The 26,153-nt window shown below is 62.5% G+C and carries 28 protein-coding genes and 4 tRNA genes; 19 read left to right on the top strand and 13 right to left on the bottom strand.

Annotation, left to right across the window (positions count from 1 at the left end):
• The 9 genes from pstA (at position 1) to GN300_RS04415 (ending at position 7,504) form a co-directional block, all read left to right on the top strand.
• Positions 1–909, top strand: a complete 909-nt coding sequence (gene pstA, locus GN300_RS04455; RefSeq protein WP_003940100.1) for a phosphate ABC transporter permease PstA — start codon at positions 1–3, stop codon at positions 907–909.
• 58 nt (positions 910–967) lie between these two features.
• Positions 968–1,744: a phosphate ABC transporter ATP-binding protein PstB gene (gene pstB / locus GN300_RS04450; RefSeq protein ID WP_003939968.1), complete on the top strand. Its 777-nt coding sequence runs from the start codon at positions 968–970 to the stop codon at positions 1,742–1,744.
• 280 nt (positions 1,745–2,024) lie between these two features.
• Complete coding sequence (ureA, locus tag GN300_RS04445) at positions 2,025–2,327, top strand: urease subunit gamma (protein ID WP_003939800.1); 303 nt, start codon at positions 2,025–2,027, stop codon at positions 2,325–2,327.
• Positions 2,324–2,794 carry an urease subunit beta gene (gene ureB, locus GN300_RS29880; protein ID WP_007733849.1) on the top strand — a complete coding sequence of 157 codons (471 nt, stop codon included), beginning with the start codon at positions 2,324–2,326 and terminating at the stop codon, positions 2,792–2,794. Before ureA ends, ureB begins: the two co-directional genes overlap by 4 nt.
• On the top strand, positions 2,791–4,500 hold the full coding sequence (locus GN300_RS04435) for an urease subunit alpha (RefSeq protein WP_030535249.1): 1,710 nt from the start codon (positions 2,791–2,793) through the stop codon (positions 4,498–4,500). The genes ureB and GN300_RS04435 overlap by 4 nt, the downstream gene beginning before the upstream one ends.
• 4 nt (positions 4,501–4,504) lie before the next feature.
• Positions 4,505–5,194, top strand: coding sequence for an urease accessory protein UreF (locus GN300_RS04430; protein WP_007733855.1), 690 nt, complete (start codon positions 4,505–4,507; stop codon positions 5,192–5,194).
• The gene (gene ureG / locus GN300_RS04425; RefSeq protein WP_063315848.1) at positions 5,187–5,930 is read left to right on the top strand and encodes an urease accessory protein UreG; all 744 of its coding nucleotides are present in this window, start codon (positions 5,187–5,189) and stop codon (positions 5,928–5,930) included. The genes GN300_RS04430 and ureG overlap by 8 nt, the downstream gene beginning before the upstream one ends.
• A complete protein-coding gene (locus tag GN300_RS04420; protein WP_232508885.1) occupies positions 5,930–6,667 on the top strand; it encodes an urease accessory protein UreD in 738 nt (245 codons plus the stop codon). Before ureG ends, GN300_RS04420 begins: the two co-directional genes overlap by 1 nt.
• A 90-nt stretch (positions 6,668–6,757) precedes the next feature.
• A complete protein-coding gene (locus tag GN300_RS04415; protein WP_063315849.1) occupies positions 6,758–7,504 on the top strand; it encodes an SDR family oxidoreductase in 747 nt (248 codons plus the stop codon).
• Between the two features lie 58 nt (positions 7,505–7,562).
• On the opposite strand, the gene phoU is transcribed toward GN300_RS04415, so the two are convergent.
• The 5 genes from phoU to GN300_RS04390 form a co-directional block, all read right to left on the bottom strand.
• The gene (gene phoU, locus GN300_RS04410; protein ID WP_003940130.1) at positions 7,563–8,258 is read right to left on the bottom strand and encodes a phosphate signaling complex protein PhoU; all 696 of its coding nucleotides are present in this window, start codon (positions 8,256–8,258) and stop codon (positions 7,563–7,565) included.
• Positions 8,259–8,330: 72 nt separating this feature from the next.
• Complete coding sequence (locus GN300_RS04405; protein WP_063315850.1) at positions 8,331–10,361, bottom strand: LCP family protein; 2,031 nt, start codon at positions 10,359–10,361, stop codon at positions 8,331–8,333.
• A gap of 150 nt (positions 10,362–10,511) precedes the next feature.
• Entirely contained in the window at positions 10,512–11,654 is a 1,143-nt protein-coding gene (gene dusB / locus GN300_RS04400; protein ID WP_003939756.1) for a tRNA dihydrouridine synthase DusB, read from the bottom strand.
• Between the two features lie 81 nt (positions 11,655–11,735).
• Positions 11,736–12,695 carry an acyl-ACP desaturase gene (locus GN300_RS04395; RefSeq protein ID WP_003940492.1) on the bottom strand — a complete coding sequence of 320 codons (960 nt, stop codon included), beginning with the start codon at positions 12,693–12,695 and terminating at the stop codon, positions 11,736–11,738.
• A 131-nt stretch (positions 12,696–12,826) separates the two neighbouring features.
• On the bottom strand, positions 12,827–13,702 hold the full coding sequence (locus GN300_RS04390; RefSeq protein ID WP_081377546.1) for a LysR family transcriptional regulator: 876 nt from the start codon (positions 13,700–13,702) through the stop codon (positions 12,827–12,829).
• 147 nt (positions 13,703–13,849) lie between these two features.
• On the opposite strand from GN300_RS04390, the gene GN300_RS04385 reads away from it, so the two are divergent.
• Positions 13,850–15,034 carry an MFS transporter gene (locus GN300_RS04385; RefSeq protein ID WP_191908683.1) on the top strand — a complete coding sequence of 395 codons (1,185 nt, stop codon included), beginning with the start codon at positions 13,850–13,852 and terminating at the stop codon, positions 15,032–15,034.
• A 57-nt stretch (positions 15,035–15,091) separates the two neighbouring features.
• On the opposite strand, the gene GN300_RS04380 is transcribed toward GN300_RS04385, so the two are convergent.
• On the bottom strand, positions 15,092–15,682 hold the full coding sequence (locus tag GN300_RS04380; protein ID WP_003940105.1) for a DUF937 domain-containing protein: 591 nt from the start codon (positions 15,680–15,682) through the stop codon (positions 15,092–15,094).
• 99 nt (positions 15,683–15,781) lie between these two features.
• Positions 15,782–16,228 (bottom strand): hypothetical protein, encoded by a 447-nt coding sequence (locus tag GN300_RS04375; RefSeq protein ID WP_003939955.1) that lies wholly within the window; start codon positions 16,226–16,228, stop codon positions 15,782–15,784.
• A 99-nt stretch (positions 16,229–16,327) separates the two neighbouring features.
• Here GN300_RS04375 and GN300_RS04370 point away from each other — a divergent pair, with 99 nt between their 5' ends.
• Both GN300_RS04370 and GN300_RS04365 read left to right on the top strand, forming a co-directional pair.
• Positions 16,328–16,705 (top strand): MmcQ/YjbR family DNA-binding protein, encoded by a 378-nt coding sequence (locus tag GN300_RS04370; protein WP_020908916.1) that lies wholly within the window; start codon positions 16,328–16,330, stop codon positions 16,703–16,705.
• A 45-nt stretch (positions 16,706–16,750) separates the two neighbouring features.
• Positions 16,751–17,335: a hypothetical protein gene (locus tag GN300_RS04365; RefSeq protein ID WP_003940111.1), complete on the top strand. Its 585-nt coding sequence runs from the start codon at positions 16,751–16,753 to the stop codon at positions 17,333–17,335.
• Between the two features lies 1 nt (position 17,336).
• Here the strand turns inward: GN300_RS04365 and GN300_RS04360 are convergent, their stop codons facing one another.
• From GN300_RS04360 to GN300_RS04350, 3 genes are all read right to left on the bottom strand, one after another.
• Positions 17,337–18,536, bottom strand: coding sequence for a low temperature requirement protein A (locus GN300_RS04360; RefSeq protein ID WP_082845733.1), 1,200 nt, complete (start codon positions 18,534–18,536; stop codon positions 17,337–17,339).
• An 84-nt stretch (positions 18,537–18,620) separates the two neighbouring features.
• On the bottom strand, positions 18,621–19,709 hold the full coding sequence (locus GN300_RS04355; protein ID WP_063316045.1) for an NAD(P)-dependent alcohol dehydrogenase: 1,089 nt from the start codon (positions 19,707–19,709) through the stop codon (positions 18,621–18,623).
• A gap of 29 nt (positions 19,710–19,738) precedes the next feature.
• Positions 19,739–20,212 (bottom strand): DUF4334 domain-containing protein, encoded by a 474-nt coding sequence (locus GN300_RS04350; RefSeq protein WP_007733878.1) that lies wholly within the window; start codon positions 20,210–20,212, stop codon positions 19,739–19,741.
• A 121-nt stretch (positions 20,213–20,333) separates the two neighbouring features.
• Between GN300_RS04350 and GN300_RS04345 the strand changes: the two genes are divergently transcribed.
• The 3 genes from GN300_RS04345 to GN300_RS04335 all read left to right on the top strand — a co-directional run bounded on the left by GN300_RS04345 (position 20,334) and on the right by GN300_RS04335 (position 22,318).
• Positions 20,334–20,876 carry a TetR/AcrR family transcriptional regulator gene (locus GN300_RS04345; RefSeq protein WP_030535258.1) on the top strand — a complete coding sequence of 181 codons (543 nt, stop codon included), beginning with the start codon at positions 20,334–20,336 and terminating at the stop codon, positions 20,874–20,876.
• A gap of 219 nt (positions 20,877–21,095) precedes the next feature.
• The gene (locus GN300_RS04340; RefSeq protein WP_136470805.1) at positions 21,096–21,404 is read left to right on the top strand and encodes a hypothetical protein; all 309 of its coding nucleotides are present in this window, start codon (positions 21,096–21,098) and stop codon (positions 21,402–21,404) included.
• 62 nt (positions 21,405–21,466) lie between these two features.
• Positions 21,467–22,318 carry an alpha/beta fold hydrolase gene (locus GN300_RS04335; RefSeq protein WP_063315853.1) on the top strand — a complete coding sequence of 284 codons (852 nt, stop codon included), beginning with the start codon at positions 21,467–21,469 and terminating at the stop codon, positions 22,316–22,318.
• An 88-nt stretch (positions 22,319–22,406) separates the two neighbouring features.
• On the opposite strand, the gene GN300_RS04330 is transcribed toward GN300_RS04335, so the two are convergent.
• The 3 genes from GN300_RS04330 to GN300_RS04320 all read right to left on the bottom strand — a co-directional run bounded on the left by GN300_RS04330 (position 22,407) and on the right by GN300_RS04320 (position 24,371).
• Positions 22,407–22,479: transfer RNA gene (locus tag GN300_RS04330), tRNA-Lys, on the bottom strand.
• Positions 22,480–22,491: 12 nt separating this feature from the next.
• The gene (locus tag GN300_RS04325; protein ID WP_063316046.1) at positions 22,492–23,883 is read right to left on the bottom strand and encodes an MFS transporter; all 1,392 of its coding nucleotides are present in this window, start codon (positions 23,881–23,883) and stop codon (positions 22,492–22,494) included.
• A gap of 20 nt (positions 23,884–23,903) precedes the next feature.
• Positions 23,904–24,371 carry a MarR family winged helix-turn-helix transcriptional regulator gene (locus GN300_RS04320; protein ID WP_063315854.1) on the bottom strand — a complete coding sequence of 156 codons (468 nt, stop codon included), beginning with the start codon at positions 24,369–24,371 and terminating at the stop codon, positions 23,904–23,906.
• 405 nt (positions 24,372–24,776) lie between these two features.
• Between GN300_RS04320 and GN300_RS04315 the strand changes: the two genes are divergently transcribed.
• From GN300_RS04315 to GN300_RS04300, 4 genes are all read left to right on the top strand, one after another.
• On the top strand, positions 24,777–25,430 hold the full coding sequence (locus GN300_RS04315) for a TetR/AcrR family transcriptional regulator (RefSeq protein WP_003940323.1): 654 nt from the start codon (positions 24,777–24,779) through the stop codon (positions 25,428–25,430).
• Positions 25,431–25,542: 112 nt separating this feature from the next.
• A tRNA-Glu gene (locus GN300_RS04310) sits at positions 25,543–25,615 on the top strand.
• 135 nt (positions 25,616–25,750) lie between these two features.
• Positions 25,751–25,824, top strand: a tRNA-Asp gene (locus GN300_RS04305).
• Between the two features lie 70 nt (positions 25,825–25,894).
• Positions 25,895–25,971, top strand: a tRNA-Phe gene (locus GN300_RS04300).
• Positions 25,972–26,153 lie beyond the last annotated feature (182 nt).

The following is a 26,153-nucleotide window of genomic DNA, read 5'->3' as shown; positions in this document are numbered from 1 at the left end:
ATGACCTCCACTCTGGACCGGCCGGTCAAGGCCCCCACTTTCCAAGGCGTCGGCGCTCGTCGTCGTGCCAAGGACGTCATCGCGACCATCCTGGTGAGCCTGGCAGTCGTCATCGCGCTCATCCCGTTGGTCTGGGTGCTCTTCACGGTCATCGCCAAGGGCCTGCCCGCTCTGACGTCGCCTACCTGGTTCACCAACTCGCTGAGCGGATTGACGGCGTCGGCCGACGGCGGCGGTATCTATCACGCCTTGATCGGCACCCTGCTGCAAGGCATCGTGTGCGCGGTCTTCTCCATCCCGCTCGGTATCTTCGTCGCGATCTACCTGGTGGAGTACGCCGACCGGAAGTCGAAGCTGGGCAAGCTGACCACGTTCATGGTCGACATCCTCAGCGGTGTTCCGTCGATCGTGGCTGCGCTGTTCATCTACGCCCTGTGGATCGCGACCTTCGGCTTCCCCAAGTCCGCGTTTGCGGTGTCACTGGCTCTGGTCCTTCTGATGGTCCCGGTCGTCATCCGCTCCACCGAGGAAATGCTGCGCATCGTCCCGATGGATCTGCGAGAGGCGTCGTACGCGCTCGGTGTGCCGAAGTGGAAGACCATCTCGAAAATCGTTCTGCCGACGGCACTTCCCGGCATCATCACCGGCGTCATGCTGGCCCTGGCCCGCGTGCTCGGTGAGACCGCACCGCTGCTGATCCTCGTCGGCTACGCACCGTTCATCAACTTCGACCTGTTCAACGGCGAAATGGGCACACTGCCTTCCGTCATGGTCGCCGAGATGAACAACCCCACCGACGCCGGCACCAACCGCATCTGGGGCGCAGCACTGACCCTGATCCTGCTGATCGCGATCCTCAACATCGTCGCGAAGCTGATCGGTCACTTCTCACAGGTCAGAAGTAAGTGATGCGGCCTCGGAACATGTTCGTACTCAACAGCGTCAACAACTCAGTAGGGAGCCGGTAATGGCCAAGCGTCTGGATCTCAAGGACGTCAACATCTACTACGGCAAGTTCCACGCCGTCGCCGATGTGGGCCTGTCCGTCCCGCCCCGGAGCGTCACCGCCTTCATCGGCCCGTCCGGTTGCGGCAAGTCCACCGTTCTCCGTTCACTCAATCGCATGCACGAAGTGATTCCCGGTGCGCGCGTCGAGGGTTCGGTGCTGCTCGACGGCGAGGACATCTACGGCTCGAACGTCGATCCGGTCGGTGTTCGCAAGACCATCGGCATGGTGTTCCAGCGACCCAACCCCTTCCCGACCATGTCCATCAAGGACAACGTCGTCGCGGGCTTGAAGTTGCAGGGCGAGCGCAGCAAGAAGAAGCTCGACGAGGTGGCCGAGCGTTCGCTGCGCGGTGCCAACCTGTGGAACGAGGTCAAGGATCGCCTCGACAAGCCCGGTGGCGGCCTCTCAGGCGGTCAGCAGCAGCGTCTGTGCATCGCGCGTGCCATCGCGGTCTCGCCCGACGTCCTGCTCATGGACGAGCCGTGCTCCGCGCTCGACCCGATCTCGACTCTCGCGATCGAAGACCTGATCACCGAGCTGAAGAAGGATTTCACGATCGTCATCGTCACGCACAACATGCAGCAGGCTGCGCGTGTGAGTGACCAGACGGCATTCTTCAACCTCGAGGCAACCGGCAAGCCCGGTCAGCTCGTCGAGATCGACGACACCGAGAAGATCTTCTCGAACCCGACGCAGAAGGCCACCGAGGACTACATCTCCGGCCGCTTCGGATAGGTCCCGGGATCAACCCTGCACGATCATGTTTCACCCCCGTTTCCAACAGGAGACGGGGGTGAAACTTTTTGGTTGTGGTGATAGTTCCCACTCCGGTGCGCAGAGCTGAGCGTCGTTGGGCGCCCGAATAATTCGATGAGCAGCGCAAGTGCGCCGAGTGGGCGCTGAAGTAGCCGACGACGTGAATCTCGTGGATACTGACGACGCTTCGGACAATGCTAATCTCGGCCCGACAGCACGCTGTCGATCGATGTCGTTTCACAACCGGAAGGGCTTGTCAGTGCACCTCACCCCTTCAGATACCGAAAAGCTGCTCCTGAGCGTCGCGGGCATGGTCGCCCGTGACCGCCGCGAGCGCGGGGTACTGCTGAACTACCCCGAAGCGATGGCACTGATCTCGTGCTGGATTCTCGAGCGCGCGCGTGACGGAATGACGGTTGCGGAACTGATGAACGCCGGTCGGCAAGTGCTCACCCGCGACGACGTGATGGAAGGGGTACCCGAGATGATTGCAAACGTCCAGGTGGAGGCCACTTTCCCGGACGGTCGCAAACTGGTCACCGTGACGGAGCCCATTCGATGATTCCCGGCGAAGTACGTGTGTCCACCGAACCGCTCGAGTTCGGCACGGACGCGGAGAAGATCACGATGGTCGTCGTCAACGACGGCGATCGCCCCATTCAGATCGGTTCACATCTCCACCTTCCCGCGGCCAACCCGGCGTTGACCTTCGATCGCGAAGCGGCAGACGGCTTCCGGCTCGACATCCCCTCGGGAACGTCGGTTCGGTTCGAACCCGGGGTCAGCAGAACGGTGACACTGATCGCGCTCGGCGGACTCAAAAGGGTTCCGGGCCTGCAGATCGTGCCGGACGAAGACCTACCGACACATGCGCGCGAGCCCAAGACCGTCATGCCGTTCGGCACGCCCGGCGTCGAGGTCGAAGAACCTTTGCGAGCGTCCTCGGTGAACGTGCGTGTGAGTGATGTTCCAGTCGAGGCGGATTCACCGGACGACGCCGCGACGACAGTTGAGAGGACAGCCGAATGAGCAGGATCGATCGACGCGGCTACGCCTCCCTGTACGGCCCGACCGCAGGTGACCAGATCCGTTTGGCCGACACCGATCTGTGGATCGAGATCGAGCACGACTACACCGCGACCGGCGACGAGATGGTCTTCGGCGGCGGTAAGAGCATCCGAGAGTCGATGGGCCAGGGCCTGACCACTCGCGACCAGGGTGCTCTCGACGTCGTCATCACCAACACGGTGATTCTCGATCACTGGGGAATCGTCCGGGCAGACGTTGGAATTCGCGACGGACGCATCGTTGCGATCGGCAAGTCCGGTAACCCCGACATCATGGATGGCGTGCACCCCAAGTTGCTCATCGGGCCGAGCACCGACGTGATCGCCGGTGAGGGAAAGATCCTCACCGCGGGTGCGATCGACACTCACGTGCACTTCCTCAGTGAAATCGAGATGATGGAGGCGCTCGCGACCGGTACGACGACGGTGGCGGGCGGCGGAACGGGTCCCACCGAGGGAAGCAAGGCAACCACCGTCACACCCGGCGCCTGGTCCTTGACGATGATGCACCGCGCCCTCGACCACATCCCGCTCAACGTCCTTCTTCTCGGCAAGGGCAGCACCGTCAGCCATGAGGCCATGCGCCAGGAAGCTCTCGCGGGCGCAGGCGGATTCAAGGTTCACGAGGACTGGGGTTCCACTCCGGCCGCGATCGACGCCGCTCTTCGAGCAGCCGACGAGTTCGGCCTCCAGGTAGCGCTGCACGCGGACAGTCTCAACGAAACCGGTTACGTACAGCACACTTTGGACGCGATCGCCGGACGCGGAATCCACGTATTCCATGCGGAAGGCGCCGGCGGCGGGCACGCGCCGGACATCATCGTGACCGCCGGTGAGCCGAACGTTCTTCCAGCATCGACCAATCCGACGTTGCCGCATACCGTCAACACGGTTGCCGAGCACCTCGACATGCTCATCGTGTGTCATGCGCTCAATCCCCGGGTTCCGGAGGATCTTGCCTTTGCCGAGTCCCGGATCCGGCCGACAACGATTGCAGCAGAAGACTTTCTGCACGACATCGGAGCCATCTCGATCACCTCGTCCGACGCCCAAGCGATGGGCCGTATCGGTGAGGTGACCCTGCGGACATGGCAGGTGGCTCACGTCATGAAGGCCCAGTACGGCAAGCTGGGCACCAGCATGCCGGCCGACAACGAGCGTGCGCGGCGTTACGTCGCCAAGTACACGATCTGCCCCGCGGTGGCGCACGGTATCGATCACGAGATCGGCTCGGTCGAGGCCGGGAAGATGGCGGACCTGGTGCTGTGGGATCCCGCGTTCTTCGGAGTCCGTCCTTCTGCCGTGATCAAGGGCGGGGCGATAGTTGCTGCGCCGCTTGGTGATCCGAATGCTGCTATCCCGACCCCGCAGCCGGTGTTCGTTCGCCCGGCCATCGCGGCGACTCCGGGATCGGCCCCGCACCTGTCCACGACGTTCGTCTCTCCGATGGCCATCGAGGACGGTCTGGCCGATCGTCTCGGTCTCACCCGCACCCTTACCGGTGTTCGTCCGACGAGACACCTCACCAAGGCGGACATGCCGAACAACACGGCGCTGCCGTCCATCGACGTCGATCCGGAGACGTTTGCCATCAAGGTCAACGGCGACCTGATCGCGCCCAACCCCGTTGACGTAGTGCCGATGGCTCAGCGCTACATGCTGTTCTGAAACCATGTCGATCGAGACGGCGTCTGCCGAGATAGCATCGATGCTCTTGGCAGACGGGCGTCTGCCTACCGGCGGTCACGCGCACTCGTCGGGGTTGGAACCGGCACTGGCGGGCGGACTCCTGCAGAGTCAGGTCCCTGACTTCATTCGCGGTCGACTCGAAACAGTCGGACTTGTCGAGGCCGCTTCAACGGTGGTCACGCGCCGCTGGGCCGTAAGTGAGGGTAGTGCAGGCGAACTCGAGGACATCTCGAGGGAACTGCTCGCTCGGACTCCCAGCGCACCGCTGCGTGAGGCGTCGATTCAGCTCGGCCGTGGGCTGGCGAGACTGGCGTCGCGATTGTGGCCGCAGCACCCCGCGGTGCAGATGCTCATGGCGCTGCCTGGGCATCCGATGCGTCCGCTGGCGTTGGGCGTCTTCACGGCGGTCTCCGGGATGGACGACCTACAGGCAGCCAGATCTTGTTTGTACGACGACGCCCAAACGGTGGCGTCGGCGGCATTGAAGCTACTGCCGGTGGATCCGGCAGAACCGGTCGAATGGTTGCTCCGAGCAGCCCCGACCATCGAAACCGTCGCCGCGGCTGCCGTAGCCGTCGAGGGCGTCGCAGATATACCCGCAACAACAGGGCCGTTGGTCGAACAATGGTCACTCGAACACCACGCTCGATCCAGGAGGATTTTCCGTGCTTGACAACCTGAACAACACCACCACTGCTGCAAGAGGTTTGAGGCTCGGCGTTGCCGGCCCCGTCGGCACCGGCAAAAGCACCCTCATCGCCACCATCTGCCGCGAACTCGCGGCGGAGTACGAGATCGCGGTGGTCACCAACGACATCTACACCGACGAGGACGCGCGACTGTTGCGCGCGGCCAACGTTCTGCCGATCGAGCGCATCGTCGCAGTCGAGACCGGTGCGTGCCCGCACACGGCTATTCGTGACGACGTCACGCCGAACCTCATTGCGGTCGAAGACCTCGAGCGTCAGTTCCATCCCCTCGACATGGTGATCGTGGAAAGCGGCGGTGACAACCTGACCGCCACGTTCAGCCCGGCACTGGTCGACGCCCAGATCTTCTGCATCGACGTCGCGGGCGGCGGAGACGTCGCACGTAAGGGTGGTCCCGGCATCGAGCGGGCAGATCTGTTGGTGGTCAACAAGATCGACCTGGCCCCGTACGTCGACGTCGACGCGGTCCAGATGGTGGCCGATGCCACGGCCGCGCGAGACGGACTTCCCGTTCTCGCGCTCAGCCAGAAGGATCACGCGACGATCGACCAACTCAGTGCGTGGCTTCGCCAGGTCATCGCAGCTCACCATGCGGGTAGTCACACCCCGCAGGATCCGGGGCCGATGGCGCCGCACTTCCATGCCGATGAAGAAGACCACGGACACGGTCACGGGCACAGCCACTCTCACGCTCACTGATGCGCACCGGAGCTACGCGGGTCGTCGTCGAGAGAGTGGGTGACACCGCTGTTGCGCGAGAGCTGATCTCGGGCGACTTCCTGGCCCCGCGGTTCGTCGACGCTCGCGGGCTCACCGTGCGAATTGCCCTGGTAGGGCACAGTGCAACGCTGCTGGCCGGCGACGACCTGCGTATCGAATTCGTAGTCGCACCCGGTACGTGCCTCGAGGTGATCGAGCCGTCGGGGACCGTCGCGTACAACGCGCGTGGCGGCCGGGCGTCGTGGTCGGCTTCGGCGAGCGTCGGCGCCGGTGCGGCGCTGATCTGGCGCGCGGCACCGTTTGTCGTCGCCGGCGGCGCGGATGTGACCAGGCGCGTGGATATTTCACTGGAATCCGATGCGGTTGCGCTGCTCGACGAGATGATCGTGTTCGGCCGGACCGGCGAAACGGGCGGTGCGCTTCGCTCGGATCAGCGCATTACCGTCGACGGCGACGCACTGCTCGTGGAAACTCTCGACCTGCGTAGCGTGCCGGGCCGTTCGCTGCCGGGAATTCTCGGTCGTCATCGTGTGCTCGGTACGACCATGCTGTTGGGGATGAAGACTACCGACGACGTCGAAGGGCACGTGACGCCGCTGGCGGGAGCAGGGATGCTGGCACGGGCCGTGGCCGATCACGCACACGAGGCGAGCGCAGCGTTGGATCCGATCTGGTCGCAGTGGCGTGGGCGAGTTTCGCAGAAGTACACCGACTGATTCGCCCGACCGTCACACTTCGGGAGGCTGCGTCGTCCAGTATGTGACCAGGCCGAAGAGAGCCGGGCGCACAGGTTTGACGGAGGCATCATGCGAATTGTTGTTCTGGGCGGAACCGGCCAGATGGGAAAGCTGGTCGTCGAGCAGGCAAAGGCAGGGGGCCATGACGTGGTCGCTGCCGCTCGATCGACGGGAGTCGACATCTCTACGGGTGCCGCGTTGGACGAAGCATTTTCCGGCGCCGACGTGGTCGTCGACGTGAGTGATCATGTCACCAACAGTGCGAGGAAGGCGATCGAGTTCTTCGAGACGGCAGCGAAGAACATCGCCGCGGCCGAAGCCAGGGCCGGCGTGAAGCACCACGTGTTGCTCTCGATCGTGAACTGCGACGATCCGCGATTGAAGTCCTTCGGTTACTACCAGGGGAAGGCTGCGCAGGAACGCGCGGTGGAAGCGTCGAGTATTCCCTTCACGATCCTGCGATCCACTCAGTGGTTCGAGTTCGGCGAGAAGACGATCGCGCTCTTCGGGCTGGGGCCGGTCGCGATGGTTCCCCGGATGCGGTCACAACCGGTGGCAGCGAAGACCGTCGCCGAGGCGCTCGTGACCTGCGCTCAGAACGGTCCGACCGGGAGGGCTCCGGACCTGGCCGGGCCCGAGGTCCTCGAGATCCCGGCCATGACGCGCGAGATCTTGAAATACCGTGGCCGACGTAAGTGGCTGATCCCGATCTCGATGCCGGGAGCGGGTAAGGCGATGAAGGGTGGGGCGTTGCTGCCCGCGCCGGGATCGACAACTGCAGGACCCACGTTGGAAACCTGGTTGCGCGAGAACTGAATAGGAAAGGCGGCCGCGCAAGTGCGCGGCCGCCTTTTACTCACGTGGACGGTTGGGTTCAGAGATCCGGGTACGAGGTGAGGTTGTCGACCTTCTCGGTGGTTTCGGGCTCTTCGGGCAGCTTGCCGGTCACCAGGAAGATGACACGTCGGCCGACCTCGACGGCGTGGTCGGCGAATCGCTCGTAGAAGCGGCCGAGCAGCGTGACGTCGACTGCGGCGGCAACGCCGTGCTTCCACTCACGGTCCATGAGGACGGTGAAGAGGTGGCGGTGGAGGTCGTCCATCGCTTCGTCTTCTTCGCGCAGACGGGCAGCGCGCTCGGGGTCGCGGGTCTCGAGGACGACCTTGGCGGCCGCACCGATGGAGACAGCGATGCGTCCCATCTCGGCGAAGTAGCCGTTGACCTCTTCGGGAAGCACGTGGTTGGGATGTCGGCGGCGCGCGATCTTGGCGACGTGCAGGGCGAGTGCGCCCATGCGGTCGATGTCGGCGACGATCTGGATTCCGCTGACCACCGAGCGCAGATCTCCGGCAACGGGAGCCTGCAGGGCGAGCAACGCAAACGCGCGCTCCTCGCAGATGGTGCTGAGTTCGGTGATCTTGTCGTGTTCGCCGATTACTTGTTCTGCCAGGGACAGGTCTGCCTGGAGCAGGGACTGGGTGGCGCGCTCCATAGCGGCACCTGCCAGTCCTGCCATCTCGCCGAGCGTGTCTGCAAGCTCGGTCATCTGTTCGTTGTAAGCCACGCGCATGAGGTCAGAGCCTACGTGCCGTGAAAGACCAAGTCACAAGCACCAGGTGAACGCAAGGTGAATGAACGCGTGTCAGTCGCAGGTGGTGTCGCCGGCGTTGACGCTGGCGATGTCGGCGGGCAGAGCCGTCGAGGTGCTGGTGTCGACCGACGTCGGATTTGCCGCCAGGATGGTTCCCGGGTCCGCGGGGGCGACGACGGTGCCGGCGAAATTGCTTCCGACGACGACCTCGATCATGTCTCCCATGCTCGGAGCGAGAACCAGAACCGCGCCGGGAATCGACGACGCGACCGTCACCGCTTCAGCCTCGTAACCTGCGGCGTAGCGCACGACGGTGGTCGACGCTTGAGCATTCGCCAGGCCGGTGGCTGCGCTGAAGTTACCGACCGTGGAGATCTGGAAACCGTAAGCCGCGAGGCTGTCGGCGATCGTCGCGGCCTGCCCGGCGATTCCCGAGGCGTTGGAGACGTCGACCGAGATGTTGTAGGCGCTCATTGCCTCGACGGAAGTGGCGGCCGGCGGCGTGCTGGACGTAGGAGCGGTTGTCGTGGAACTGGTCGACGACGGTGTGGTGTCCTCGCGCTCTTCGCCCGGAAGCGGATCGTCGTCGATGATCGCCTGGAAGAGGGACTTGATCTCGTCCGTGCGAGGAATCTCGTTGCCCCAGTCGTTGGTGCCGTCCGTGGGGACCGTCAAGAACGTGACCGCGCCTGCGTCGACGTTCTGGAGCGAGCGACCGAGGGTGACCAGTGACTTGGTGTCGATGTTTTCGACGAACGTGTCGCTGGTGAAGGCGTTGATGAATCCGTTGAGCTTGCTCGGATTCAGGAGGACCTGGTTGGACAGGGCCGAGCGGAGCAGCGCCGACAGGAACTTCTGCTGACGGGTGATGCGCCCGTAGTCGCCGTTGCCCTCGGCTTCGACGTGGCGAGCACGCACGTAGTTGAGGGCGGTACGGCCGTCGAGCATCTGCGTGCCGCCGGAGGCGAGGACGGTTCCGAGGATGCCGTCTTCGATCGGTCCGGGGGAGCAGACGTTCACACCGCCGACGGTGTCGACCATGCGCTCGAAACCGGCGAAGTCCATTCCGACGAAGTGCCCGATTTTCAGGCCGGACATCTTCTGGATGACCTTGACCAGGCATTTGGGGCCACCGAGTGCGTACGTCGCATTGAGTTTGTCCCCGCTCGCTGCCGGGAAGGTTTCGCTGGTGTACTTGCCGGCGTCGTTGTCCCATCCCTGACAGATCGGACGTTCGACGTCGAGGTCACGCGGGAAGGAGACGGCGACGACGCGGCTTCGGTCGGCGGGAATGTTCACCAGCATGACCGTGTCGGCTCGGGCGCCTTCGGCGTCTTCGACGGTTCCGGCGCCGATCTCACCGCTCGCACCGGCGCGGGTATCGGTGCCGATGATCAGGTACGTCTCGTCGCCGAGTTGACCACCGGCGTCGATGATGTCGTCGGACTCGGTGTCGAGTGCCGCAATCTGATCGAATCCGCCTTCGACCGAGCGCAGATAGCCCCACACGACGCCGGTCAATGCGAGAGACATGACGGCCAGGAACGCTACTGCCGATCGGCCGATCACTTTTGCGCGATGGCGGCGGCGAATCTTGCTTTGCGCCAGACGAGTGGCGCCGGTGTCACCGACTACCCGCGGCACTGCGGAGGTGACGGGATGTTCTTCGGTGATCCAGTCCGCAGCGGCGGGCGGAACGGTCGGACGGGCGGGAATCGGCCGGGCGGGGGGCGGCGACGACGCTGCTGAAGATTGAGTCTTGGGTGTTACGGATTTGTTCGGCGCCGGCTTGGGCGGCGTAGCCGGGGCTGGTGGCGGCTTCTTGTCGCCTACCCGACGGACCAACTCGGCGACCGAAACAGAGTCGTCGGTCGGAGGCGAGTCCCGTCGCCCGGTACGTCCACTGCTGCGACGCTCCGGGGGACTGGGTGGTTGCGGTGTTGGTCGCTGGGGTGTGGCAGGGCGCTGGGGCGTTGCCGGTTGGTCCGGTTGGGCGTTGCGGAAGCGCTTGTCTGCGAGCGGACGTTCCCAGGGGGCGCGGCTCTCGGGCGGAGGTGGGCCCGAATCGTGATCATCACCCACCGATGCAACCTGTCCCGTCGTCGACTGTCAGTAACTCGTCATTCAGATGCCGGCGTCAACCGGTTGTCGACGAAGCTGGAGCCATATTACTGGTGAATCCTGAGTGCTTCACTCAGAAAGTGATGTGAGTAATCCGACGGCGTGTTTTCGCTAGCCACCAGAGTGCATCATGTCAGCTCCCACCGGCACAAGGTCGTCTTCGGGATCGTCGAGCCAACCTTCCGGGAGTGCTACCTGACCGGGTGAGCCTTGGCGTCCGCGCGGGCCTTCGGCGTCCTTGGGGAACGGGACGTCGTGGTCGAGCTGTCCGAGCAGATCGTCCAGTTCGGACAACGTGCTGACCAGAGCCATCGAGACCCGCAGATCCGATCCGACCGGGAACCCACGCATGTACCAGGAGACGTGCTTGCGAAGTTCGCGCAGACCCTTCATTTCACCGTGATGTGCGGCGAGCAGTTGGGCGTGACGGGCGATGATCTTGGTGACTTCGCCGAGCGTCGGCGGCGTGGCGATCTGTTGTCCGTTGAGAGCTGCGCTGAGTTCCGCGAACAGCCATGGCCGTCCGAGGCAGCCGCGTCCGACGACGACGCCGTCGCAGCCGGTCTCGTTCATCATGCGGGCAGCATCCGAGGCGTCGAAGATGTCGCCGTTGCCGAGGATCGGCACGTCGGTGACGTGTTCCTTGAGGCGCGTGATCTCGTTCCAGTCAGCAGTGCCGGAGTAGCGCTGCGACGCGGTACGTGCGTGAAGTGCGACGGCAGCGGCGCCTTCAGCTGCCGCGATCCGGCCGGCGTCGAGGTGCGTGTGATGTTCGGGGTCGATGCCGACGCGCATCTTGACGGTGACCGGAATGTCGGTGCCTTCGGTGGCGCGCACGGCTGCCGCGACGATCTGACCGAACAGTCGACGCTTGTACGGTAGCGCCGATCCGCCGCCCTTGCGGGTCACCTTGGGTACCGGGCAGCCGAAGTTCATGTCGATGTGATCGGCCATGTTCTCGTCGACGATCATCTTGGCCGCGGCGTAAGTCGTATCCGGGTCGACGGTGTACAGCTGCAGCGACCTGGGCGTTTCGGTCGGACCGAACGTGGTCATGTGCATCGTGGCGGGTTGGCGTTCGACGAGCGCGCGGGCGGTGACCATCTCGCAGACGTAGAGCCCGGACGTGCTGCCTGCACGTTCGAGTTCGAGTTCACGGCACAGCGTGCGGAAGGCGACGTTGGTGACGCCCGCCATGGGTGCGAGGACCACGGGGCTGTGCAGCTCGAGTGAACCGATACGAAGGGATGACATGTCTACCTCTGAACAAATACTTGTGACAATTGGAAGTGCCCGGTACCGAATCCGGTACCGGGCACAGAATAGCTGGTGAAACTAAGAAGCCTGCTGTTCGCGCTTGGCGGCTTCGCGTGCGAGCATGCGATCGCGCTGTTCCTCGAACTTCGTCGCGTTGGCGGCGAGTGTCTCGAGGAAGGCCGCCAACTCTTCGCGCGTGTTCTCGCCTTCGGCGCTGAAATCGTTGCGCTCGAAGATGTTCCACTTACGCAGGACAGGCCAGACGACCTCGTCGAGGTGCTGGCGAAGGTCGTAGATGCCGTGCTTGGCCATGAGGGCGCCGTTGCGGCGGAAGTTCGGCATGCCGGCACCGGGCATCTGGAAGTTCTGGACGATGTTCGCCACAGCCTTGAGCGCCTGATCGGGAGCAAGATCGAGCGCGGCGGCGCAGATGTTGCGGTAGAAAATCATGTGCAGGTTCTCGTCGGCGGCGATGCGCTGAAGCATCTTGTCGGCAATCGGCTCGTCGCAGGCCTTGCCGGTGTTGCGGTGGCTGACGCGCGTCGCGAGTTCCTGGAAGGTCACGTAGGCGACCGAGTGCAGCAGGCCGGCGTCGCCCTCGTCGATGGGTGCGCTGTAACCGTTTGTCATGTGTTCCATGCGGAAGCGCTCGAGCTCGACGGGGTCGACTGCGCGCGTGACGACGAGGTAGTCACGCATCACGATGCCGTGGCGGTTCTCCTCGGCGGTCCACCGGCCGACCCACGTTCCCCAGGCACCGTCCTGCGAAAAGTTCTCGGCGATCTCACGGTGGTAGGACGGCAGGTTGTCCTCGGTGAGCAGGTTGGTGATCATCGCGGCGCGAGCTACCTCGCCGAGTTGTGACTGTTCGAGACTCCAGTCTTCGCCGCCCATGGCTGCGAAGTTACGACCCTCGTCCCACGGAACGTAGTCATGTGGATGCCATTCCTTGGCCATGGAGATGTGGCGGTTGACGTTCTCCTCGGCAACCGGCTGCAGCTCTTGTAGCAGCTCCAGCTGCGTCAGAATCCTCGTCATTTCTTGCCTCCATGTTGAGTGAATGCGCGACTTCGCCCCAGCCTACGGCACCGTAGGTTTGAAAAGAATGGCATGAAAATTGCTCCCCTCGAGGGATGTTACCGATCCGTAGTTATCCGGGGGCACTTTCACTACCAAGTCGTTCTTTCGACGTAGTCGCGGAAAGTCCGGGCGGGATCGGACAGCTCGCGGCTCTTCGACCAGATCAGCCCTATTTTTCGCTGTGCTCCTTCGATCGGTACGTAGACGACTCCTTCGGCCCAGATCGGTGGATCCTGAACCGGCATGACCGAGACACCGAAGGACGCGGAGACCAGTCCGCCGACCGTTGCCAGCTCGCTGCTCTCGAAGACGAAATTCGGAGTGAATCCTGCGGCCGCGCACAGTTCATCGAGAATTCTTCGCATCCCGAAGTTCGGATGCATACCGATGAACGGTTCGTCGGCCGCGTCCGCAAGCTCGACCGAATGCAACTTCGCAAAGCGATGATCAGCCGGAACAGCCAATGCCAGTGACTGCTGGGCGATCTGCATCCACGCCACCTGCGGATCGCGCGGCTGAGGCGAGACGACGGCCAGGTCGGACGTGCCGGCGGCGATTCTGTCGACCAGGAACTGCGCGCTGTCCTGATGCAGTTCGAATCGCACTCCGGGATGCTCGACGCGGTATCCGCGCAGCATGTGCGGCACCAACCAGGTGCCGAACGAGTGGAGGAAGTCGAGCCGGACCGTGCCGCTCTCTGGGCTCGCCAGCGACTGGATTTCGGTCTGCGCGGCGTCGAGGGCACGCAGTGCGATGCGAGCATGTCGATAGAGGATCTCGCCGTACCGGTTCAGTTCGAGTCGGCGTCCCTGACGGTCGAAGAGTGTCACGCCGATCTGTCGTTCGAGGCGTGCGAGTTTGCGCGAAAGGGTCGGTTGCGACAGGTGAGTCAGATCCGCGGTAGCGGTCACCTGTTGGGTTTCGGCGAGCACGACAAACCATTCGAGGTCTTCGGTCAGCATCACGAACCCAATCTATATACCTCCAGGGCATATAGAACACCAAGTTTATGCATTTTCTTTTGCCGAGTCTGGGCGGGAGGATTCTTGCCGGAGGTAAGTGATGCCTGGAGGTACGTGGTGACTGTCGAGAATGTGATCGAATCCGAAGTGATGCCGCTTCGCCGCGGAACATCGGGATATCGAACCGTGACCGTTGCGTTGTTCGCGGCCGGGCTGTCGACGTTCATCTCGATGTACGCGGCACAGGCGTTGCTGCCTGCGTTCGCCGAAGACTTCCACGTCTCGCCTGCGGTGTCTGCGCTGTCCGTCTCGACGACGACGGGCATGTTGGCGTTGGCAATCATTCCGGCCAGTGCGCTCTCCGAGCGGTTCGGTCGCACGCGGGTGATGATCGCGTCGGCGTTGGCGTCCTGTGTGATCGGTTTACTTCTGCCGCTGAGTCCGACGATCGAGGTTCTGCTGGTCGGACGCGCAGCACAAGGATTGGCTCTGGCCGGTGTCCCGGCGGTGGCGATGGCCTATCTGGCCGAGGAGGTCGATCGGAAGGACCTCGGTGCAGCGATGGGAAGGTACGTCGCCGGCACGACGATCGGTGGGCTGATCGGACGGCTCGTGCCGTCGGCCGTCGTCGATTTCAGTACGTGGCGTTGGGCGCTGTTGACTGCGTCCGCGTTGTCGGCATTGTTCGCGCTCAACATGATCCGGCGGCTTCCCGCGTCGAAGTTCTTTCGCCCGCAACCGATATCGGTGCGCACGATCGCGTCGAATCTACGACGCCACCTTGCGAACCCGTCGCTGCGAACACTCTTCGCTTTGGGATTCATCCTGATGGGCGGCTTCGTGTCGATTTACAACTTCCTCGGGTTTCGGCTCACGGCAGCACCTTTCGGCCTTCCTGAAGCGCTTGTGGGCCTGGTGTTCCTTTTCTACCTTGCCGGAACTTTCACCTCGGCGGTAGCCGGCGGGGCCTCTGACCGACTGGGTAGGCGCAGCGTGCTGCTCGGGTCGGTTGTCGTCATCGGTATCGGCCTGGCACTGACCGTTCCGGACAATCTGGCGTTGACGCTCGTGGGGATGCTGCTCTTCACCGGAGGATTCTTCGCCGCACATTCGGTGGCCAGCGGTTGGGTGGGGCTGATCGCTACCGATCACCGGGCCGAGGCGTCGGCGTTGTATCTGTTTGCCTACTACGCGGGTTCGTCCGTGGCGGGCGCCCTCGCGGGTCTTGCATACGCGGGTGGCGGTTGGGTCGGGGTCAGTGCTTTTGTGGGCGCGCTGCTGTTGGTTGCGTTTGCCTTGTCACTGAGGATGTTTCGATCTTCGACGGTTGACTGAACCGAGCACTGCGGCGATCCCGAACGGGATCGCCGCAGTGCGAATCTGTCGAGCGTATTACTTCTTGCCGCCGCCGAGGAGGCCGCCGAGCAGGTCTCCGAGGCCGCCGCCCCCGGATCCGCCCAAGATACCGCCGAGTGCTCCGCCGATGCCGCCGCCGGAATTGCCGCCGCCGCCGAGAATTCCGCCGAGGAGGTCCCCGAGTCCGCCGCCACCGGAGGCCTGGGTCTGCGCGCCGGCTCCGCCACCGGTGAACTGCTTGGCGAGGTAAGCCAGGACGATGGGAGCGAGGATCGGCAGCAACTGCTTCACCAGATCGTTTCCACCGCCGCCACCGACACCGCCCAGTGCGCTGGCGACCTGATCGGTGTTGCCGCCGAAGATGTTCGAGACGATCTTCTGACCGTCAGCGGTGTCGACTTTGCTGATGTCGACGCCGTCGTCGAGAAGGCTGGTGTCGGCGTGCGACTGCAGCGCACTTTCGAGTGAGGCTGCGCCGGCGGGATCCTGAGCGTTGGCGCCGAGGCCACCGACGAGGGTCGGAAGTGCAGTCTTGACCGCCGATTCGGCAGTTGCCTGGTCCACGCCGAGTTGCTGCGCGATCTGGTCGATGGGGATCTGGGATAGAAGGTCGTCAAGCGATGCCATTGATGCCCTACCTCTTCTGGGGTACTACTCGTCAGTACCCGGCTGTTGCAGACACTAGTGAATGTCGGCGTCGACGGTAACCCTCCGGTTGCCGAGCGGTCAGGCTCGGGTCTTCTCGCGGGGGACCAGGCACGCTAGGAGAGCGAGAATCAGTCCGCCGGCCGTCAGAATGAATCCTGTCTGATTTGTCAGGATCGTGGAGTAGTTTTCCCTGATGACATTGTCGAACTGATCGTTCACGCGGTAGTAGAACGTGCCAAGAGTCCCCAATCCCACGATAATTCCGATCCATGCTGCGATGCGAGAACCGAACAATGCGGCGATCAGAATCAATACGGCGGCGGCGAGCAGAAGTATCGCCATCGACCGGTAGAAGGTCACGGACTGATCGCCGAGTTGCTCGATTGCCCACCCTGCCGGAAAGCCGTCCCGCAGGTCCTCGAGGCGAACGTTGTCGGGTTTGACCCCGGCCAGTACGTACATGAACGAGCCGACGGCAACGGCGATTCCACAAATGAGCAGAACGAGATGAACTAACGTGCGCATGCCAGTCTCCCTGTGTTCGGAGTTCGGTGACGCGGTCGTCGCCGAGCCTAGCTGTGTCGCGGGTGTCAAGCTCGGTATCGAGCGTGCAGAATCGTCTCCATGCCCGACAACATGCGTCGACTCGAAGAGATCTCGCTGTCGCTGCCGGAAGCGGAGCGCGTCGACATCGAAGCGTGGGACGGCCACCCGACGTTCCGGGTCCGCGGCAAGAACTTCGTGTTCTGCAACCTCGAAGCCACCTCCTTGACCGTCAAGCTGAGCAAGGAGGAAGCCGAAGCGGTGGTGGCCACCGAACCAGGCGCAAGTGCTGCGGGCTATGGACTCGGTCGACACGGGTGGGTTGCACTCGACATCGGCACCGACGTTTCCGAGGAGAAATGGTCGCAACTGGAGGAGTGGATCTACACCTCGTTCACCCTCGTTGCGCCGAAGCGGCTTGCCCGGATCGTTCTCGATGCGGATGAGGAACGCCCGTAACGGATAGATTCGTCAGTACAGACGCCGACTAGACGAGGAATTGTCATGACGACACCGGAAACTTCACCGGCCACCGCAAAACCGGGCATGCCGCCGTGGGCGAAGAAGGCCATCGGGATCGCAGTGATGGCGGTGGTCCTGGTCATCGCTTACTTCATCCTTGCCGCCTTCCTACCGCGTTGGTGGGCGCAGCGCATTGCGTCGTTGGCGAACGGCAGTTTCAGCGCCGGAATCGCGTGGGGGCTGCTGTTCGGTCTCGTGTGCACCCTGGTCCCGCTCATCTTCTTCCGGGCGGTCTGGCAGGTGCGCAAGCGCAAGCATGCTCGAATCATGCAGATCACGGCTCTCGCGTTGGGTGTGATCTTCGCGCTGCCGAATCTGCTCTCTCTGACAGTTGTTCTCGGCAACAACAACGCTGCGCATGCGGGCGAGCGGATCCTCGACGTCGACGGCCCCGGATTCCGCGGAGCATCCGTTGTCGGTGCCGTCCTGGGCGTTGCGTTGTTCCTTGGACTTGTCGCGCTCGGCTACATGTACAAAAAGCGTGGAAAGGATCTCGACAAGATGCGCGGTGAGCTCAAGCAACACGAGCCGCAGAGTAAGGGCGAGGCTCCGGCTCCGGAAATCTGAGTCAGCTCTTCGACCGAGTACTCAGGCCGACACCGACTCCGACGGTTCCCGCCGCCACCAGTCCGGCGAGCGGGACAGCCCAGTGTCCGGCAAATGTGCAGGCGAGAACCAGGATTGCACTCACCGGTAGAACGGCCTGCTCGATCCTGTCGCGCTTGAAGTGGCGTGAATGCATGAGCCACACGAAGATCAGGAACATCGCGGCCGGAATCGTGACCGCGGCAGATGCTGCGAACGTCGAAATGTGCGCTTCGCCAACTGCTTCCTCGACGGCTACTTCGATGCCGGCGCCGATGGCCGCAGCGGATCCGAATACGAAGTAGTGCCCGTATCCCCACAACAGGACGGCGCGATTGCCTTGGTCTGCGAGGTACTCGTGGATCGGGACGGCGAAGTAGATCCACAACGCGGAGAACACGGTCAGAACTCCGCCGACGGCAATCGGAATCAGTAGATCGGCGGCGTCGAAATCCCGGATGCCGGATTGGACCGCGATGGTCGCGGCAGCGATGGTTTCGCCGAGCATGATGATGGTGAAGAGGCCGTAGCGTTCGGCGATGTGATGCGGGTGCCACGGCGTCTGGTGGTTGCGTTCGGCGATCGCCGGCACCGCGAGTTCGGCGATCATGAGAACGAAGAAGCCCGGAATCCACGCCGACGCCGGCATCAGAAGCAGCACGATCCAGCCGGCCTGGACGATCACGAGCCCGGCGGCATATTGCAGAGCAGTGGTTCGCGCTGCACCGGATTCACCGCTGGCGGCTCGAAGCCATTGGCAGGTGAGCGCAATTCGCATGATGAGGTAGCCGACGATGGCCGTCGTACGGTCGGTTCCGTCGAATGCGTCGGGGATTCCGGCGGCGAAGACGAGCACGCCACAAATCTGTACGAAGGTCGCGACCCGGTAGGGGACGTCGTCCGTGTCGTAGGCAGACGCGAACCAGGTGAAGTTCACCCACGCCCACCACAGCGCGAAGAAGACGAACATATAGCCGGCGATGCCGTCGGCGTAGTGGCCCTCGGCGACAGCATGCACCAGTTGAACTCCGGCCTGTGCGGCTGCAACCACGAAACACAGGTCGAAGAACAGTTCGAGTGGTGTCGATGCTCGATGGTTCTCGTCGCGGCTGCGTGCGCGCATCCGGATGATCGGCATTACGGCCCGGCCGTGGCCCGCGCCTGTACTGGTGTGTTCTGTCATCGTCCCCACCTTGCTCCGACGTCTAGTGCAGGAGCGCAGTCTAGGGCGAATTCCGTCGGGTCGACGAATGAGACATTTCGCCCCTCACCACACGAGAACGGGTTTGATGACGCGCCCCGACGCTTGATCTTCGACGGCTTTGTTGATGTCGGAGAAGGCGTAGCGCGTCACCAAGCGGTCGATCGGAAACCGGCCACCAGTGAAGAGTTCGACGAGTTCGGGGATGAACGTCGAGACTTCCGACTCTCCTTCGATGCATCCTCGAATTGTCTTTCCGCTCAGCATGATGTCGGCCATGTTCATCTCGACCGTGGACGCTCCGAGTCCGACTACCGCCAGTGTTCCCCGTGCTCGAAGTGATGTGACGGCTTGATTGATCACGGAGCCGATTCCGGTGGTGTCGAGGGAATGTGTCGAACCTCCGTCGGTGGCGGCGCGTACTGCTTCGACCGCGTCCTCGGTGGTCGGATCGACAGTGACGGCGCCGAATTCCTCGGCGAGTGCGCGCCGCTGCGCAACGGGGTCCACGGCGACCAGGGTGGAAACGCCGGCAGCCCTCGCTGCCAGTAGCGCTGCGAGTCCGACGCTGCCGGCTCCGAAGACGACAAACGTCGAGTCGGGCTCGGGGCGAAGTAGATTCAGCACGGCACCCGCGCCGGTTTGAAATCCGCAGCCGAGGGGAGCCGCGACGGTCAGGTCCACTGCAGGATCGACGACGACGGTGTTGTCGGCAGTGGCGATGACGTATTCCGCGAAGCTGGACTGGCCGAAGAAGGCGGACCGTATCGGAGTTCCGCTTCGCCGGACCGGCGTCGAGCCGTCGGTGCGTGCGCCAGAGCTGTTGAGCCCGTGTGAGCTTTCGCAGTACGCCCGATGGCCGCTGAGACACTGCCTGCACACACCGCAACTGCGGTAGCTCAACAACACGTGATCGCCGGGCACGACCTTGTCGATCGCCGAGCCGACGGCCTCGACCACCCCCGCCCCTTCGTGCCCGAACACGCAGGGGCCGAGTCGTTCCGGTAGCACCGACTTCGTGAACAGATCTGTGTGGCACAGGCCGGTCGCGACGATGCGAACCAGGATCTCGTCTGCGCGGGGTTCGTCGATCTCGACGGTGTCGAGTGTGAAGGGGGAGTGCGGGCCGTGTGAGAGCGCCGCTGTCATCTGCATGGCGGACGTCGAATTCTGTTCGGCGCGAATCACGCTCGCTCGAGCAGGAAGTAGTAGTGCTGTCCGCCGTCGAGAACCAACGCCGATTTTCCGTTCATGATGCCCATGAGCGTCGAATCGTCGACCTTCTTGAAGTGGTCGAAGATCGGCGCGCCGTCGTAGACCATCGTCGCCGTGACTTCGCCACGAAACTCGATGTTCCACAGACTTGCCTCGCCATTGCCGCTCTTGACGTCGGAGTAGAGGTTGCCGTCTTCGTCTCGGCAGATCAACGGCTTGGCGTCCTCGACCGAGTTGAAGGTCTTGCCGTACCAACGGCTCGCGAACAGCTTTTCGTGAAGACGGTGACCGGTGGCGAAGTCGTCACCCTTCCACTCGCCGAGGATTTCTTCGGCGGCGACGGTTTCCAGCGCGGCCCACACTTCGTCGAGTTCTGCTGGTGATACACCACTTTCCGCAGCACGGAGCCGGGCGAAAGCAGTTCGGGCTTCGTCGAGATTCATGTCTCTCCTCGAGTTGACGGTAAGTGGCACGACTTGTTCGCGAACCAAATTGTTCGTCAACTCTGCACGCTACGCCGAACCGGATGGTTCGGCAACGGTCGATTCGTTCTAGGCTGTGAACATGCGCTCAGCAGGGGAAGCTACGAGGGACCGCATTCTGGCGGCCGCAAAGGACGAATTTGCCACGTACGGGCTGGCCGGCGCGCGGATCAATCGGATCGCCGCGCAAGCGCGTGCCAGCAAAGACCGTCTCTATGCGTACTTCGCAAGCAAGGAAGAGTTGTTCGCTGCCGTGACCGAACAGTGGACGTCCGAAACAACAGCGGAGACAGCACTTCGAGGTGACGACTTGCCGGGCTATGCAGGTCGCCTCTTCGACAACTACGTTGCCCATCCCGAGAACGCCCGATTGCAGCAATGGGCGGATCTCGAAGCGCCGGACGTCATGAGCGAGGACGACATACGAAGCAAGACCTTCCGGCCTAAAGTTGCGGAAATCCGCAAGGGGCAGCTCGAGGGGCACATCGACCCCGCGTGGAATCCCACGGAGTTGATCCTGCTGATCACGGATATCGCCCGGATGCTCGCGCTCAAGTCGTCTCGTTCCATCCCTCGACGTCGGGAGGCGGCAGTCGAGGCGGTTCGGCGTTTGATTGTGGCTTAGCGAGTCCAAACGCGAACGTCCACGCCCGTCGCTGTGTGGTTGCCCGGATTTACGGATTTCTCAGTAACGGTGCGTACGTTGGGCGTCGGCTCGTTGACGCCCTCGGGATGTTGACGTGCCGCCAAAACTTTTGTCGTCGACTGTTCAGATGCTGGTGAGCAAAAGGATCGCGGCCGGCCACCCTGACTGAATATCGTCGACGCCGAGCGTGTTCCTTCGGTGCGCGCACCCGTTCAGCATCTGGAGTGGACCCGTGTCGAAGTGGCCGTGCATATGAAGATCTCGAAGAAGGTAGCGCTGGTCGTTGTGGCTGCTTGCGCCCTGACGTTGGGATCGGCGCAAGTCGGAACCGCCCGCGCGGACGCGCCGGTCAAGGTCAGCGTGGCCGGTCATGTGGTGAGCGCCGGGCACTTCGAGCAGGTGCGGCGCCCCAACCGGTGTGTGAAGGCCGGGACGGGGAAGTCGAAACCGAGCGAGCAGAAGTCCACGAATCGCAGTGGGCGTCGAGGCAGCGGGGGATGCTTCTGACGGTGGTTGCGAAGTTCCGCAATCAGCCGTCCTGGATCTGTAACACGTTCTAATCTTGCGTGATGGACGTGACCTATGAGGGGACCAAACGCGAAGTCGCTACTGACAAGGGGACTTTGCGCTATCACGAGGCGGGCGATGGTCCGCCGTTGATCCTGTTGCACGGCTCAGGGATCGGTGTGAGTGGTTGGCGGAACTATCGGGGGAACCTCGAGGTGTTCGCAAAGCACTTCCACTGCTACCTCCTGGAGTTCCCGGGGTTCGGCGTGAGCGATGCCGTCGACGGTCATCCAGTTCTCACGGCAACCTCGGCGGTGGTTCGATTCATGGATGCGCTGGGAATCGAATCCGCTGCGATGATCGGCAATTCGATGGGCGGAGTTGTCGGGGTCAACGTCGCGATGAGGTTCCCTGACCGCGTCCGCAGATTGGTCACCATCGGAGGCGTGGGCCCGAACATCTTCAGTCAGAACCCGAGCGAAGGTACGCGTCTCCTCCAGGAATTCGCCGACGCTCCCAGCCGTGAGAAGTTGGTTCGCTGGCTCGAGTGCATGGTTTACGACAGATCCGTGATCACCGAGGAGCGGATCGAGGAACGATGGCAAACGGCCAACGATCCGGCCTCGCACCAGGCATTGACCGCGATGTACGGATCCAAAGCCTTTGCCGCTCAGCAGCAGATGATGTCCAACTCGGATGTGCCGCCGTACTGGTCGATGATGCACAAGGTGCAATGCCCGACCTTGCTGACATGGGGGCTCGATGATCGGCAGTGTCCACCGGACATGCCGATGATTCCGATGCGACTGATTCCGAACGCTGAACTGCATGTATTTCCGAACTGCGGGCACTGGGTGATGATCGAAGCCAAGGAGGCATTCGAGCGCGTGACCCTCGAGTTCCTGCTTCGATGACCTGCTGTTGCATTCATGTGGCACGAATCGATGTGGCACGAATGCACAAGACCCGGCGCCTCTGAATGAGGCGCCGGGTCTGTGTTTGTGCCCCCAGTAGGACTCGAACCTACGACCTGCGGATTAAAAGTCCGTAGCTCTACCAACTGAGCTATAGGGGCGCGGCGCAGAGTCTAACGGGACCGCAGAGTCCGTGAAAACACCACCCCCACCAGAAGGGCGATTCCGATGACGGCGATGGTCCCGCCAGTGCGATGCAGACCCGCGTCGTCGATGGTTCCGCGCATGGTCAGCTCGATGACGACGGCCGCAAGGTTGGCGCCGATGTACTGGATTGTTCGGTAAAGGCCGATCGCGGTCCCGACGTCGGCGGAGGTGGTCACCGAGTTGATCAGGTTCTGGTTTCCCATGTTGTTGAAGCCGTTGGGAATGCCCAGGATCGCCGCAATCAGCAGGAGTGCCACTAGGGGAGTCGAGCTCGATTCGACAAAGGCGATCAGAACGCCGCCGACGGCCAAGGCCGCGGTGCCGATCAGCAGGGTGATCCGTGCGCCGAATTTCCCGTACACCCTGGATGCGGACATGGTCGCGAAGATCCCGACCGCAGCGACGGGCAGCATGAAGAGCCCGGCGCTGATCGGTGACATTCCGCGGGCTACCTGTAGCCACTGGGGGAGTCCGAAGAAGATGCAGTAGAACGCTGTGTAAGTCAGCAGGGTCCGGCCGAGAGTCATGCTCAGTGCGCGGTTTCGGACGACGGCGCGGACGTCGATGAACGCCGAGGCCGTTCGACGTTCCCACCAGACGAACAGGAACGCGAAGAGGGCCGTCGACGGGACGAGGTACCACTTCGCGTGCTCGGCGAGAGAGAGGAGAAAGAGCATCGTCGATGTCGTCAGAGCGAGAAACAGGGTGATGCCGAGTGGGTCGAGAGATTTGAACAACGCAGCGGCGCCGGCCCGGTCGGGCAGGGCGGAGTCGCTCGGGGCGGCGAAGAAGACCCATACGGCAGTGACGACGACAAGCGGGAGGTTCACCCACATGATCGATTGCCAACCGAGTGTGCCGACCAACAACCCGCCGAGAGTGGGCCCCAGCGCGACGACCGATTGAGCGCAAATGGTGAGTGTTGCTATAGCTGAACGGGTTTGAGTCCGGTGGCGGTCAGCGTATTCGCGGATGACGGTCATCGCGTTCGGATACTGTGTCGCCGTGCCGATTCCGAGCAGGATTCGTGCGGCGATCAGCCAGCCCAGCGACGGGGCGAGCGAGCCGAGGATCGATCCGGCAGCGATCAGGCCCAATCCGGCGAGGTAGACGCGTTTGGCGCCGAGGATCGATCCGAGTCGACCAGCCGCCGGCGCCGTGACCGCAGTCGCGATGTAGAGGGCCGAGATGACCCACGCTGTGCCTGAACTGGAACCGAAGTATGTGGCGATCGGGACGATTGCCACCGCAATCATCGACGAGTTCAGCGCTTGAAGAACGGTTCCGGAGCCGAGAGCAAGACTCAGTTTCAGTGGAACGGGAGTTTGGGGGGTCGGCGTTTCGACGACGGTGGTCACGAGTTCATCAGTGACTCCTCTCATATCGATGTCGATGCTGGGGACTCGCCCTGGCCGAGTCTTCGCAGGATTCGGCCGGCGATCAGAAGCAAGTCACGCTCGGCTTCGGTGCACTCGGCGTCGATGACCTCGGCCAGCCACTCTGTTCGTTTCGTTCGGTCTTCGTGAAGGGTCGATGTGCCGAGTTCGGTCATCGTGACCAAGACCGCGCGGCCGTCCGATGGATCCGCCCTTCGCGTCACCATGCCCTGCTCTTCGAGCGCGGCCACGGTCTTTGCGATTGATTGCGGCGTGACGCGCTCGAATTTTGCCAATTCTTTGGCGGTCGACGGACCTTGTCGGTCGAGGTGGCCGAGGGCCTGGATCTGGCTCGGCGTGAGCTTGTGGTCGTTGCGTTTGGTGCGTAGACGTCGGACGAAGGCACCCAGATCGTCCCAAAGTACGTCGATCTCGTCTCGAGCCTTGCTGCGACCCTCTCCAACATTCATTTAGACAGTCTAACTGTGTTGTTTCGATGCTGCCAGTACGGTTTCGACGGAAAAGGGGGAATAAACAATTGCACTAGTTGTTTAAAACCTTGGGACTGCTGTCCATCGGTCGGCGAAGCAGTTCCGTCTGCGAGGTCGAATTATCAGAATCTCGGGCACGAAAAAGCTCGGATGCGCACCCCCTGCGGCGCACCCGAGCGGCCAAAACCATACCACTTGGTGTCTTTTGGGCATAAAGTCGGTTCTTGTCCCCTGAACAGCCGATTGCGTCTAGTACTTTTGGCGGGTATGGCTCTAGTCCTTACGTAGGGTGTGTTGGAGGGGATATTGTGAAGTTTCGGGGGATGACAGGCGCCGATCACGGCGGCTCTGCGTACCAACTCTGCGAGAGGCACAACACCGTAAATGGCACGTCAACAAGAGCGTGCGCGGCGTACCCGCGCCGCCCTGGTCGAAGCGGCTGCAGTCGAATTCGCCAAGCGCGGCTATGCAGCTGCGTCGGTGAACACGATCCTCGAGGGCTCCCGCGCCACCAAAGGCGCCATGTATTTCCATTTCCAGTCCAAGGAAGAGTTGGCGCGAGCGGTTCTGACCTCGGCTATCGAAACCTTCACTGGAATTACTGATCGTTGGGCCAAGAGAACAGACCTCGATCCATTCGTCGCTTTGCACGGTCTCGTGCTCGACATTGCCGAGGTCTTCCGTGCCGAGGTAATCGTGCAGGCGGAATTCCGGCTGATCATCGAGCCCGAGTTCTACAAGGATGTGCAGTCCGGTGGTGGGCAGGTCTGGGGAAAGACCGCCTATGAGTTGGCATTGCGTGCCAAGGACGACGGTTTGCTCCGAGAGGACGCCGACCCGGACAAATTCACGCGTGTACTGGCAGCGAGCCTTGCCGGTCAGCGGTACATGGCAGACCTGATTGCCTCCAGTGGAGATCTGGGCGAGTGGTTCGAGGAGTCTCTCGAAGTAGTCCTCGAAGCCATGGCTACGCCGCAGTGGTTGGAGACGTTCCATCGTGACGGGTGGCCCCAAGTCGAGTTCCCTGACACTGAATAGTGCACTTTTCTGCCCGTGAACAGGCGATTTGTGATTTCCGAATGCCGTGCCATAAGCTATCCAAGCTCCCAACGGAACGCCGTTGGGGTACTAGTTCGGAGAGATCCGGCGGGCCCCCTTCGTCTAGCGGCCTAGGACGCCGCCCTTTCAAGGCGGTAGCGCGGGTTCGAATCCCGTAGGGGGTACGTTTTGCGAAAGCGAAACGATGCAGTATGGTTTGACCCGCACGACACGCTTTGAGATGCACAAATGCCAGGCCAGGACAGTGGTTTGGGAGCGGCTCGAAGATGTAGTACGGTTTCACAGCAAGGAAAAAGCAAGGCCCTGTGGCGCAGTTGGTTAGCGCGCCGCCCTGTCACGGCGGAGGTCGCGGGTTCGAGTCCCGTCAGGGTCGCAAAGCTTTGTTCTCAATCAATCGGTTGAGAACAAAGCAATGCGATAGGCATTCGGTTCGGGTGCCGTCCGGCCAGGTAGCTCAGTTGGTACGAGCGTCCGCCTGAAAAGCGGAAGGTCGCCGGTTCGATCCCGGCCCTGGCCACCATAATTCTTATCGACAAGCTCCAATCTCATGTTCTTCGAACATAAGGTTGGAGCTTTTTCGTGTTCGGATGTCAGTCGCAGTCAACCACTCGGCCCGATCATCTCAGTTATGCGCATCCTTTGTCTCCGTGAATGTTTCCGGTCACCGGGAACGTGCTGGGCGTCACTCCACAGAGGACATCA

Origin of the sequence: Rhodococcus sp. Ni2 (assembly GCF_021352185.1) — a bacterium.
Classification (GTDB): domain Bacteria; phylum Actinomycetota; class Actinomycetes; order Mycobacteriales; family Mycobacteriaceae; genus Rhodococcus_F; species Rhodococcus_F qingshengii.
The sequence above is the reverse complement of the archived record's forward strand: the minus strand, read 5'-3'. Positions and strand labels throughout refer to the sequence as shown.